Here is an 11743-nt window from a genome sequence, read left to right as displayed (position 1 = left end):
CGGGCAGGTGGGGCAACTGTGCGACACCGCGTGGTCGGCCTCCGGGCCCGGGCAGCGGCCCCACCGTTACCGGCCCGACCCCCACCGGCACTGGCCTACGCTCGGAGGATGCGCCGCCTGGCCCGACTCGCCGCCCGTACGCCGCCGGACCGGGAGCGCTACCTCGACCTGCTCCGGGCGCTGGCCATCATCCTGGTGGTCCTCGGGCACTGGGCGATCGCGGCAGTGGAGTACGACGAGAGCGGTCGACCGGACGGGCACTCGGCACTGACCGCCATGCCCTGGGCCTACCCGCTGACCTGGGCCGTCCAGGTCATGCCCGTCTTCTTCCTGGTCGGCGGCTACGCCAACGCCGCCTCGCTCGCCGCCCACCAGCGCCGTGGCGGCGACGCGATCGGATGGCTGCTCGGCCGCAGCGCCCGCCTGCTGCGTCCGACCAGTGCCCTGGTGCTGGTGCTCGCCGGTGGCGCGCTGGTGGCGCGGCTGGGCGGCGCCCAACCGGACGAGGTCCGCCCGATCGTCTGGTTCGCCACCATCCCACTGTGGTTTCTCGCCGCCTACCTGGCCGTGGTGCCACTGACCCCCGTCATGTACGCGCTGCACCGCCGCTTCGGGTTGCTGGTGCCGCTGACGTTGGCACTGCTGGTCGCCGCCGGTGACCTGGGCCGCGCGCTCGGGCCCGCCGGGCTGGCCCTGCCCAGCTACCTGCTGGGCTGGCTCGCCGTCCACCAGATCGGCTTCGCCTGGTACGACGCCCGTCAGGGGCGGTGCCGCCCCACCGGCCTGCGTACCCGGTGCCTACCGATGTCCCGCCGAACCGCCACCCTCATGCTGCTCGGCGGTCTCGCCGTGGCGGTCCTGCTCACCGGCCCCGGCCCGTACCCGACAAGCATGATCAATCTTCCCGGTCAGCGGCTGGCGAACGCCGCCCCACCCAGCGTGGCCCTCCTCGCGGTGACCACCGCCCAACTCGGACTGATCCTGTTGGTGCGGCGACCGGCGGAACGGTGGCTGCACCGCAGCCGACCCTGGCAGGCGGTGATCGCCGTCAACTCGGTGGTGCTGACGGTCTTCCTGTGGCACCTGAGCGCGGCCGTGCTGCTGGTCGGCGCGCTGCACGGGCTCGGCCTGCTACCCACCCCGCAGGCCGGCACGGCGGCCTGGCTGGCCTGGCGGCTGCCATGGCTGCTGATGCTGGCGGTGGTACTGGCCGTCCTGGTCGCCGTCTTCGGCCCGATCGAGGCGTCCACCGGTCGCCCTCGACACCTGAGGGCGCCGGCCGGACGGGCGGGTGCCCGCACCGCGCTCACCGTCGCCGGATTCGCCGCCGTCGTGTACGCCCTGGCAGCCAACGGCGCGGCGGCCAAGACCGCACCGGAGCCGCTCGGATGGCCGGTGAACGCCCTGGTGGCCTATCTGGCCGGCGCCGGCACGCTGCGCCTGCTCAGGTCCGGGTGGGGAAGCCGACGTTGACCCGCCGTCTCACCGACCCGACACCCGGTGGTGATCACGCTTTTCGCTCCGGTAGCCGGGCAGGTGCAGCACCGCCGCGACCAGACCGAAGCCTGCCCAGCCGGCGGTCAGGGCCACCGCGGCCGACACGTCCTGGCCGAGGCGTACCCCGACCAGGAACCCGAGCAGCGCCAGACTGTTACGGGCGAAGTGCCACCAGAAGGCCGGCAGCTCCCGCCGCACCTCGACGGCCACCAGCACCCCGGCGTACGGGAACGTCACCACCAGCCCTCGCAACAGCTGGCCCAGCAGCCCGGTCAGCACCGCACCGGCGAGGATCAGCAGCAGGCGCGCCACCACCGGCATCCGCGCGCCGTCTCCCGCCGCCGCGTGCCGCGCAGGTACGGCTGTCGCCACAGCCGGATCGCGGCGCAACACCAGCATGGCGAGTAGCCAGAGGGCCACCGTCACGGCCAGCGTCTGCCCGAAAGGCAGTGCGAACGGACGCAGCGCCGCCGCGAGCGCCAGGTAGCTGGCGACACCCGCCAGGTCGGCCAGCAGGATCGGCCAACCGAATCGGTGGTACGCGAACGCCACGACGCCGAAGAACAGGTTGAGTCCGACCACCCCGACGAGTTGCGTGCCGTCGACGGCAACGCCGGTGGTGAGCAGCGCGGCGGTCATCGGTAACGGCAGCGCGGCCACGAAGGTCCGCCACCGGATTGGACGGATCAGGCCCACCACCCAGACCACCACGGTAACCAGCAGGACGCCCTGGGCAGTCATCCGTTCGTCACGGGTCGAAGGTAGCCCGGCTCAGGCAGCCCTGAAACGTCTCGCCGGCCCGGGCGACGTCGGCGGCGTTCACCGAGAACCGGTTCTCGTTGATCTCGCCGTGCGCGCTCATGCCGGCCGTCCAGCACGCGGTGCCGTCCCAGCGGATCAGGTTCACGTGCAGGTCGGCCGGAACCGCTACGGTCGACAGCAGACCCACCCGCACACCCGCCCGACGCTGTGTCGCCACCAGTTCCGCCAGCTCGTCGGAGAACTCGGTGTAGGTGAAGATCCGGGTGATCTGCACCCCACGGGCCAGCGCAGCGAGGTTCTCCGACCAGTACCGCCGGCCGATGTCACCGCTCCACCAGGCCAGCCGGGGCAGCACGTTGGTCAGCGCCTCCAACTTCCGTACGCAGTCCCGGGTGGCACCCAGCATGTCCTGGTAGTCCGTGCCCGGCCGGATGATGCGTCCCTGTCGAAGCTGGCCGAGGTCGGCGTGGAACCGCTCGAACCGACGCTGGGTCTCCTCCGCGACCCGGGTGCCCGGATGGCGATCGACCGCCTCGGTCGCGGCGGTGGCGAGCTCCGGGACCGTCCGCACCAGCCAGTGCGGGCCGGCCAGCAGCGCCCGCAGATGGAACCGACGCTCGGCCCGGGCGATGGAGTCCACCAGCAACGAGATGGTGATGCCCATCAGACCGGCCAGCAACGACTCCACACCGGTGGCGGCACCGGTCAGGTCGAGCGTCACGGATAGCGAGATCGACAGGGCGAGGCCGATCAGTGCGACCGGGTCGGTGTGCGCCATCAGCCGCGCGATGCCGACCGCGTGCGTGCGCGGGCGGCGCAGCAGTTGGACCATCAACCACCTCCGGTACCGGCTCCCGTCAGGGTAGAACCCCGCGACCACACTCCCGGCACCCGCCGTGATCACGAAGTGGTCGGTTGGGAATCGGACAACAGTGGCGGACACGTCATGGACGACGACGGCCGACCGGGGTGGGTGGGCGGTCAGGCGGGGGCGGTGGTGCGGATGGCTTCGGCGAAGACCTCGGAGCGGTGTTCGAAGTTGCGGAAGCGCCCGTAGCTGGGGGCGGCAGGCGACAGCAGCACCACACCACCGGCGGGGGTGACCTGGCGGGCCAACTGGACGGCGGCGGCGAGGTCGTCGACCAGTTCGGTGCGTACCTTCGGCAGCCCGTCGAGCGCCTCGACGATCCGTGCGCCACTGTCCGGGATACCGATCACGGTCAGCTCCCGCTCGGCCAGGTGCTCGCGCAGTGGCGTGTAGTCGACCCCCCGGTCGTTGCCGCCGACGATCACGGTCAACGGCCGACCGTCGTACGCGTCGATGGCGTGGATGGCCGCGTACGGGCTGGTCGCCAGGGTGTCGTCGACGAAGGTCAGGCCGGACGGGTCGACGATCTCGGTGAGCCGGTGGGCCAGTCCCTGGAACTCGGCGACCGCCACGGCCAGGGTGTCCTTACGGTCGACCAGGTCGATGCCCAACGCGTCGAGCACGGCCAGGGCCACGCAGAGGTTGCCCTCGTTGTGCCGCCCGACCAGCGGCAGCACCGACCGGGGGAAGAGCGGCTGGTCCACCCGGTGGAACCAGGGCGTACCGTCCGGGCCTGCGGCGACGTTCACCGAGTCGGCGGTGCCGGCGCGCACCGCCGCGCGGTCGCCCAGCTCGAACGCCAATCGCGGGTCCGTGCCGTTGACCACCACCGTGCGCGGCCCGTACGCGAGCAGGTTGAGCTTGTCCCGGTAGTACTCCCGTTCGCCGCCGTGCGCGTCGAGATGCTCGGGGAACAGGGCGGTGACCACCGCCACCCGGGGCGAGTCGGTCAGGTCGCTGCACTGGTAGCTGGACAGCTCCAGCACGTACAGCTCGGCATCCGGCAGGTCCAACGTCGGTACGCCGATGTTGCCGCCGAAGACGTTCGGCCGGTCCACCGCCGCCAGCAGGTGGCTGATCAGGCTGGATGTGGTGCTCTTGCCCTTGCTGCCGGTCACCCCGATGGTGCGTTCGCCATGGTCGGCCATCCAGAGCGAGGTGCCCTGGGTGACCGTCACACCCTGGCGTCGCAGCTCGATCAGCCAGGGATGCGTCTGCGGCACACCGGGCGAGCGGACCACCACGTCGGCGGCGGCCAGCCGGGCGAAGCCCTCGTCGCCGGTGACCAGTGGGGCGGCCTCCGCCAGTGGCCCGTCCCAGGGCAGGGAGAGGAAGTTCGCGCTGTCGTCGACGGCGACGAGGTCAGCCGGGCCGTGAGCGGCGATGGCCGTCACCGCGGCCCGACCCTCCCGGCCGGCACCCCAGACGGCGACTTTGCGTCCGCGCAGGTCAGACAGGCGCACAGGCTCTCCTCGGGTACGTCGGCAGCAGGTCACGGTCCAGCCGAGCCGGGCACGGCCGGACGAACCAGGGCCTAGTATGGCGTGTGCTCAACACGCAGCTGGCGCGGATGGACGCCTTCACCTTCCCGTCCTACTCGATCGACCTGTCCACCGGCGAGGCGTTGTTCGACTACGCCCTGACCGGGCCCGATGGCGAGCAACGATTCACCGAGGTGATCACGTTGCCGGTGCCGGAGGAGTCCCCGTCGGACGCCGCCGTGGCGGCGCTGGGCCGGGTGTTGGAGCTGCTGCACCTGGTCGCCGGGGTCAGCTACTACAAGACGGCCGCGCCGGGGCAACTGCTGCTGCCGGCACCACTCGGCCCGGCCGCCGTCGAGTTCGTCACGGCCGTCTACACCGAAGGTCTCGCCGAGTACGCGTACCGCAACCAACTGCCGCACGTGCTGGAGCTGACCCCGCGCGTGCCCGACGGACGGGTGCAGCCGGCCGCCGAGTACGACAACTCCGACCGACGCCCGCTGTCGGCGGTGGGCGGCGGCAAGGATTCGATCGTCAGCCTGGAGGCGCTGCGCCGGGCCGGTCTCGATCCGGTGCCCTTCTCGGTCAACCCGAACCACGTCATCAACGCGGTGAACGCGGCCTCCGGGCTCACTCCCCTGGCGGCCCGGCGGCGCATCGACCCGGTGCTGTTCGAGCTGAACGCGGCCGGCGCCCGTAACGGGCACATTCCGGTTACCGCAATCAACTCGCTGATCGCGGTCGCCACCTCGGTCCTGCACGGACTGGGTCCGGTGGTGATGTCCAACGAACGCTCGGCATCGGACCCGAACCTGATCTGGAACGGTCACGAGATCAACCACCAGTGGTCCAAGGGGGTGGTGGCCGAGGGGCTGCTGCGGGCGGCTCTCGCAGAGCATGCCGGGCTGGCCGAGCCATACTTTTCGCTGCTGCGCCCGTTGTCGGAGCTGCACATCGCCCGACTGTTCGCCACCATCGACCGCTACGACGATGTGGTCACCAGTTGCAACGCCGCGTTCAAGCTCCGCGACGCCAGTGAGCGGTGGTGCCGCGACTGCCCCAAGTGCCGGTTCGTCTTCCTGGCGCTGGCCCCGTTCATGCCCCGCGAGCGGGTCAGCCGGATCTTCGGCGGGAACCTGCTCGCCGACGAGGCGCAGATTCCGGGTTACCGCGAACTGCTCGGCATCGACGGGCACAAGCCGTTCGAGTGCGTCGGCGAGGTGGAAGAGTCGGTGGTCGCACTGAGCCTGCTCGCCCAGCAGCCCGAATGGCGCGACACTCCCGTGGTGACCGCTCTGGTGGCCGCAGTCCCCGACAGCGCCTGGTCCACCGCCGCCGATTCCGACACCTTCACCCCCGCCCCCGCCAACCACCACATCCCCCCCACCTACCAAAAAACCCTCCAAACCCTCACCCCCTAACCGCCCCACCCCCACCCCCACCCACCCCCACCCCTGCCCCACCCCCACCACACCCGCCCCGCGCCCGCGATCATGCAGTTGTGGCACCCGTTTTGTGTCGTTATGACGCATTTGTCACGTGCCACAACTGCATGATCGGCGAGGGCGAGGGCGGGGCAGGGGGCGGGGCAGGGGGCGGGGCAGGGGGCGGGGCAGGGGGCAGGGGGCGGGGTGGGGGTGGGTGGGGGTGGGGCGGTTAGGGGGTGCGGATGGCGTCCAAGGCGAGTAGGGCCACGTGGAGGGAGAGGCAGGCGTCGACTGCGTCGAGGTCAGCGTCGAGGATCCGGCCGATGCGGGCCAGCCGTTCGTAGAACGCCGGGCGGGACAGGTGGGCGGCGGCAGCCGCCGCCGACTTGTTCCGGCCCTGCTCCAGGTAGGCCCGCAGGGTCCCGAGCAACTGCTCCCGGGGATGCTGCGCGTCGTAGGCCAGCAGCGCGCCGAGTTGCCGCTCGACGAAGGTCTGCACCCGGGGCTCGTCGCGGAGCAGGTGCAGCAGTCCGGCCAGCCCGACGTGCGGCAACCGGAAGATCGGCAGGTCACGTCGGTCGCGGCGGGCGGCGTCGGCGACCTGACGGGCCTCGATCAATGACCGGCGTGCCTCCCGCAGGCTGCCCACGCCGGATCCGGCGGCCACCAGCAGCCCGGGTGTCCAGGTCCCGGGCCGGGTGTGCGGGTCGGGGCGGGACCGGCGTAGCGCGGCGGCGAAGGCGGACAGCGCCCGCTCCTCCGCCACCGTGTCGGGCAGGGCGAGCAGCACACCCACGGTCTGGTCGTCGAGGGCACTGGTGAGTCCGGTCAGATTGGCCTCGCGCAGCGCCTGTCCGACGGCCTCGGCGAGGTCGCGCAGCCGGGCGGACCCGGCGTCCGACACGGTGTCGAGTGCCTCGCCGGGAGGTCCCGGCTCGATGAGCGGCCCGCTTCCCGCCGGGTCGTCCGCCCGGTGGCGGACCACGACACCGATGAGGTGACGACGCTCCAGCACCACCCCGAGCGCCCGCGCCCGCAGAGCCACCTCGTCCACCGGCCAGGAGTGATCGAGCAGGGCGGTGAGCAGCGTCCGGTGGATTTGACGTTCCAGCCCTTCGGCGTCCCGACGGATCAGCCGACCGAGGGCCAGCGTGGACGCCGCCCGCTCCACGAGGATGGTCAGTCTGGTCGGCGCTGCCGAGAACGAGCCACCGCGCCCGGGCGGAGCCGACGCGACCTGCCCGGGAGCCGACACCGGGGCGGGCCGGCCACCGGCCGACACCGACTGCCCACCCGGCAGGTCACCGCCGGGCGGCCAACGCAACAGCAGCCGACCCCAGTCCTGTCCCCGGGCGCCCACCATGGTGACCAGCCAGCCACGATCGGCGTCGTACGTCGTGCGCCCCTCGGGGCGGATCCGTCGTGAGTGCTGCTCCCATCCGTCCAGCAGCAACTCGGCGCTCTCCCCCGCCGGGTCGTACGCGAGCACCTGGCGGGACAGGTTCTCCAACACCACCGGACAGCCGGACAGCTCGGCTGCCTGCCGGACCACCTCTCCGGGCTCGGCGCCCTCCACCGACAGTTCGGTGAACCGCTGGTGGATCTCCTCCGTCGCTCGTAGCTCGGTGAGCTGGGCATCCACGATCAGGGCGTGCACGGCCTCGGTGATCCGCACGAACGGGGTGGCCCGTCGCAGCTCCACCAACGGCAGGTTGTGGCGTTCGGCGGCGGCGATCATCACCCGGGGTACGCCGTCGAGGTAGCGACGGCCCAACTCGACCACCAGCCCGGAGACACCTACCCCGGCCAGGTCGCCGATGAAGGCCCGCAGCCCCGCGTCGTCACCAGGCAGTCCGATGCCCGTGGTGAGCACGAGTTCGCCACCGCCGAGCAGGGTGGCGATGTCGGGTACCTCGGCGACGTGCACCCAGCGCACCCGACGGTCCAGCCCGACCTCCCCCGCGACCAGGCGCGGCGCGCCGTGGCGGACCGGGTCCAGGGCGAGGACCTCACGCACGGTAGGGAACACTCGCGACACGCTACCGTCCGTGACCTGATTGGTGCTCGACGGTGCCTCAGAGCGGATCGTCGCGGCCCAGCTCCCAGCAGGCCACGGCGGTGGCGGCGGCGACGTTCAGCGAGTCCACGCCCCGTCGCATCGGGATCACCACCCGGGCGTCGCTGGCCTGCATCGCCGCGCTGGTCAGCCCGGCGCCCTCGGCGCCGAGCAGCAGCGCGGCCCGGGACCGCTGCGCCGGGTCCAGCCGCTGGATGGGCACCGCGTCGGGTGCCGGCGTCATCGCCAGCACGGTGAACCCGGCGGCCCGCACGTCGGCCAGGGCCGCCGGCCACGGTTCCAGCTTCGCGTACGGCACGGCGAAAACCTCACCCATGCTGACCCGTACGCTGCGCCGGTAGAGCGGATCGGCGCAGGTCGGCGAGAGCAGCACGGCGTCCACCCCCAGCCCGGCCACGGCCCGGAAGATCGCGCCCAGGTTCGTGTGGTTGTTGACGTCTTCGAGGATCACCACGCGCTCGGCGCCGGCGAGCACCTCCGTGGCGGTCGGTAGCGGCTTGCGCCGGAACGAGGCGAGCACGCCCCGGTGCACGTGGAACCCGGTCGCCTCGCGCAGCACGTCCGGAGTGGCGGCGTACACCGGGGCGTCGCCGGTGTCGAGGTCGGCCAGTTGGTCGACCCGCTTGGCGTCGACGAGAAAGGACCGGGCCGGGTAGCCGGCCCGCAGCGCCCGCCGCAGCACCAGCTCGCCCTCGGCGATGAACAGTCCGTGCGGCGGCTCCCAGCGGGTACGCAGCTCGACGTCGGTCAGCGCCCGGTAGTCGGCGATCCGTTCGTCGTCGGGCTCGGTGATCAGGTGGACGGGCACCCGCCGATTCTGCCGGACCCCGCGGCGCCGGGAGCTGACAGGCCCGCGCCCGACCGGCACGACGGCCGCGCAAGGCCGCGCCCACCGACCGAGGACACGGTACGGGCTACCTCATGGTGGCGATCTGGATCAGGTTGCCGCAGGTGTCGTCGAGCACGGCGGTGATCACCGGGCCCAGGTCGGTCGCCTCCTGGGTGAACTCGACGCCCAGTCCCTTGAGTCGCTCGACCTCGGCGTACACGTCGTCGACGGCGAACGAGGTGAACGGAATGCCGTCGGCGACCAGGGCCTGCTGGAACGGACCCACCGCCGGGTGGCCGGCCGGTTCCAGCAGCAGCTCGACACCGTCGGGGTCGGCCGGCGAGACGACGGTGAGCCAGCGGGCCTCACCGGCGGGTACGTCGGTCTTCTTGATGAACCCGAGCTTCTCGGTGTAGAAGGCGAGCGCCTTGGCCTGGTCGTCGACGAACACGCTGGTGACGTGGATACGGATCACGGATCTGGTGCCTCTCGGTCGATGGGCCACCGCTCGACGATCGAGCGCAGCGGGCTCGTGTCGATGTGGTGGAACTTGTACCGGCCCTGTCGCCGGGTGCGGACCAGGCCGGCCTGTTCGAGCACCGCGAGGTGCTGTGAGATTGCCTGGCGCGAAGAGGCCAGGTGGTACTTCATGGCCAGTCGGCCACAGATCTCGAAGAGCGTCTGACCGTCCCTGTCGATCAACTCGTCCAGGATCACGCGTCGGGTCGCGTCACCGAGGGCCTTGAACAGGTCAGGGTCGGCGTCCACAGGCACAGTTATAGGCAAGTGGTTACTTGCATGTCAAGCTGACCCGCTGAAGGCGATCCAGTCGGGTGGGACGTGGTCGGTGAGCCAGACACCGTTCACGGCCCGGTAGAAGACGAACCCGTGCCGATGCATGCCCGCAGCGTCCACGGTCAGCACGACCGGGTCACCGCGACGCGCACCGACCGTGACGGCGGTCTCCCGGTCCACCGACAGGTGGACGTGGACACGACCGCGGGCCCGCAGCCCCTCGACACGGATGCCGGACAGGTGGCGGGCCACCGTGCCGTGGTAGAGCAGCGACGGCGGCACGACGGGTTCCAGGCGCAGGTCGACAGCGATCGAGTGGCCCTGCGCGGCCCGGATCCGCCCGGCGCGCAGCTCGAAACGCTGTTTGTCGGGGTCGGCGACCAACTCGGCCAGCACCTGCCGGGTGACCGGACGACCGTGTTCGGCGAGCGCGGCGAGCAGCACCTCCACCTCGACCCAGCCGCCCTCGTCGAGGGTGATGCCGACGGCGTCCGGACGGTGCCGGAGCACGTACGCGAGGAGCTTGCTGGCGGAGGTGAGTCGGCCGGTCACGGGTGGGCACCGAACTGGTCGAGAAGGACCTGCACCACCGCCCGTCGGGGCCGCCGCCAGGTGGCCCAGTACCGGATCTCGGACAGCCCGTGGATCGGAACCGCACGGAGTCCCTCAGGAAGCCCGACGCAGCCGTTGACCACGGTGGCGCCGACCCCCAACGCGGCCAGATGCACCAACAGGTCCCACCCGTCGACTTCGGCGGCGACCTGCCAGCGCACTCCCGCGTCGAGCAGAGCGCGGTCCAGCGCCCTGCGATGCGGACGCCCCGCCGGGGGTACGACGAGATCCAGACCATCGAGATCGCCGAGCCGGACCTGTCGACGTGCGGCGAGCGGGTGCCCGTCACCGAGGACGAGCACCTGGCGGTAGGCGGCGATCTGCGTCGCCTCGACCTGCCGGCCGGGCGGATCGTGGGCGACGACGGCGAGGTCGGCCCGTCCGCTGGTGAGGGCGGCGAGAGCGGCGTCCCGGTCCGCGGTGATCACGTGCACCCGACGCCCCTGGCGGCCGACCCGCTGGATCGACTCGCCGATCACCCACCGCAGCGCGCCCCGCCCGGCCGCGATGGTCAACGTCGGCGTGGACTCGTGGTGCAACTCAAGCAGGAACTCCTCGACCCGTCGCCGCGAGTCAAGTGCGTACGCGGCGAGGCGTTCACCGGCGGCCGTCAGCGTCAGCCGACGACCGTCGCGTTCGTACAGGTCGACGCCGAGTGCGGTGGCCAACTTCCGGATCTTCACGTGCAGGGAGGGTTGGCTGATGTGCAGTTCCTGCGCGGCGGTGGTGAAGTTGCGGTGCTCGGCGAAGACCGCGAACGAGCGCAGTGCGTCGGCTTCCAGCAGGTCCCGCCCACTCATAGCTTGTAACTATAGGGCTTGCCTTGAATAATAGTTCCGCGCCGGGTAAGTGCGCCGCATGCTGGGCCGCATGACGGAAAAACTCCCCCGGCTCGGCATCGACATCGGCCGGGTCATCATCGACGGCGCCGCGCACCCGAATGGCGGCGACACCGCCTTCTTCAGCGGGGACGAGGCGACCATGCTGGCCACCCCCGAGGTGTCCGGTGCCGTCGAGACCATCGCCCGCCTCGTTCCGCTGTTCGACGGTCGGGTGTGGCTGGTCTCCAAGTGCGGCCCGCGCGTGCAGGCCCGTACCCTGCGTTGGCTCGCCGCCCACGACATCCATCGACGCAGCGGTATCGCCCGCGACAACGTCCGATTCTGTCGGGCCCGGGCCGACAAGCGGGCGCACTGCGTCGACCTCGCCCTCACCCACTTCGTCGACGACCACCCCGAGGTGCACGCTGCCATCCGGGGCACCGTCGCCCACCAGTACTTCTTCGGACCACAGCGTCGCCCGGTGCCCGATTACGGCCAGCCCGCTACCACCTGGGCCGACGTCGAGCGCCACATCGTCGGCACGCTGCGCACCGGGAGCCCGGCCCGACCGTGA

11 protein-coding genes and 2 pseudogenes are annotated in these 11743 nt (G+C 71.6%); 3 read left to right on the top strand and 10 right to left on the bottom strand.

What is annotated here, in order from left to right; all coding sequences use genetic code 11:
• The first annotated feature begins 108 nt into the window (after nucleotides 1-108).
• Nucleotides 109-1473, top strand: coding sequence for an acyltransferase family protein (locus tag Vlu01_RS22060; RefSeq protein WP_204002710.1), 1365 nt, complete (start codon nucleotides 109-111; stop codon nucleotides 1471-1473).
• A gap of 9 nt (nucleotides 1474-1482) precedes the next feature.
• Here Vlu01_RS22060 and Vlu01_RS22055 read toward each other — a convergent pair whose 3' ends face one another.
• The 3 genes from Vlu01_RS22055 to murD all read right to left on the bottom strand — a co-directional run bounded on the left by Vlu01_RS22055 (nucleotide 1483) and on the right by murD (nucleotide 4590).
• The gene (locus Vlu01_RS22055) at nucleotides 1483-2238 is read right to left on the bottom strand and encodes a hypothetical protein (RefSeq protein WP_204002708.1); all 756 of its coding nucleotides are present in this window, start codon (nucleotides 2236-2238) and stop codon (nucleotides 1483-1485) included.
• A 7-nt stretch (nucleotides 2239-2245) separates the two neighbouring features.
• Nucleotides 2246-3091 carry a hypothetical protein gene (locus Vlu01_RS22050; RefSeq protein ID WP_204002706.1) on the bottom strand — a complete coding sequence of 282 codons (846 nt, stop codon included), beginning with the start codon at nucleotides 3089-3091 and terminating at the stop codon, nucleotides 2246-2248.
• Nucleotides 3092-3240: 149 nt separating this feature from the next.
• Nucleotides 3241-4590, bottom strand: a complete 1350-nt coding sequence (gene murD, locus Vlu01_RS22045) for a UDP-N-acetylmuramoyl-L-alanine--D-glutamate ligase (RefSeq protein ID WP_204002705.1) — start codon at nucleotides 4588-4590, stop codon at nucleotides 3241-3243.
• A gap of 83 nt (nucleotides 4591-4673) precedes the next feature.
• On the opposite strand from murD, the gene Vlu01_RS22040 reads away from it, so the two are divergent.
• Entirely contained in the window at nucleotides 4674-6029 is a 1356-nt protein-coding gene (locus tag Vlu01_RS22040) for a MurL-like N-terminal domain-containing (protein WP_204002704.1), read from the top strand.
• A gap of 235 nt (nucleotides 6030-6264) precedes the next feature.
• Here the strand turns inward: Vlu01_RS22040 and Vlu01_RS28080 are convergent.
• The 7 genes and pseudogenes from Vlu01_RS28080 to Vlu01_RS22010 form a co-directional block, all read right to left on the bottom strand.
• A pseudogene (locus Vlu01_RS28080) lies at nucleotides 6265-7230 on the bottom strand (PucR family transcriptional regulator); the annotation flags it as partial.
• Nucleotides 7231-7347: 117 nt separating this feature from the next.
• A pseudogene (locus tag Vlu01_RS28075) lies at nucleotides 7348-8064 on the bottom strand (PucR family transcriptional regulator ligand-binding domain-containing protein); the annotation flags it as partial.
• A gap of 46 nt (nucleotides 8065-8110) precedes the next feature.
• Nucleotides 8111-8980: a TrmH family RNA methyltransferase gene (locus Vlu01_RS22030; protein ID WP_239096049.1), complete on the bottom strand. Its 870-nt coding sequence runs from the start codon at nucleotides 8978-8980 to the stop codon at nucleotides 8111-8113.
• A gap of 46 nt (nucleotides 8981-9026) precedes the next feature.
• Nucleotides 9027-9413 (bottom strand): VOC family protein, encoded by a 387-nt coding sequence (locus Vlu01_RS22025; protein WP_204002957.1) that lies wholly within the window; start codon nucleotides 9411-9413, stop codon nucleotides 9027-9029.
• The gene (locus tag Vlu01_RS22020; RefSeq protein WP_373307491.1) at nucleotides 9413-9709 is read right to left on the bottom strand and encodes an ArsR/SmtB family transcription factor; all 297 of its coding nucleotides are present in this window, start codon (nucleotides 9707-9709) and stop codon (nucleotides 9413-9415) included. Before Vlu01_RS22020 ends, Vlu01_RS22025 begins: the two co-directional genes overlap by 1 nt.
• Nucleotides 9710-9742: 33 nt before the next feature.
• On the bottom strand, nucleotides 9743-10288 hold the full coding sequence (locus Vlu01_RS22015) for an RNA 2'-phosphotransferase (RefSeq protein ID WP_204002701.1): 546 nt from the start codon (nucleotides 10286-10288) through the stop codon (nucleotides 9743-9745).
• Nucleotides 10285-11148 carry a LysR family transcriptional regulator gene (locus tag Vlu01_RS22010; RefSeq protein ID WP_204002699.1) on the bottom strand — a complete coding sequence of 288 codons (864 nt, stop codon included), beginning with the start codon at nucleotides 11146-11148 and terminating at the stop codon, nucleotides 10285-10287. The genes Vlu01_RS22015 and Vlu01_RS22010 overlap by 4 nt, the downstream gene beginning before the upstream one ends.
• A gap of 70 nt (nucleotides 11149-11218) precedes the next feature.
• Here Vlu01_RS22010 and Vlu01_RS22005 point away from each other — a divergent pair, with 70 nt between their 5' ends.
• Nucleotides 11219-11743: a hypothetical protein gene (locus Vlu01_RS22005; protein WP_204002696.1), complete on the top strand. Its 525-nt coding sequence runs from the start codon at nucleotides 11219-11221 to the stop codon at nucleotides 11741-11743.

Source organism: Micromonospora lutea, from assembly GCF_016863535.1.
Classification (GTDB): Bacteria; Actinomycetota; Actinomycetes; order Mycobacteriales; family Micromonosporaceae; genus Micromonospora; species Micromonospora lutea.
The sequence above is the reverse complement of the archived record's forward strand: the minus strand, read 5'-3'. Positions and strand labels throughout refer to the sequence as shown.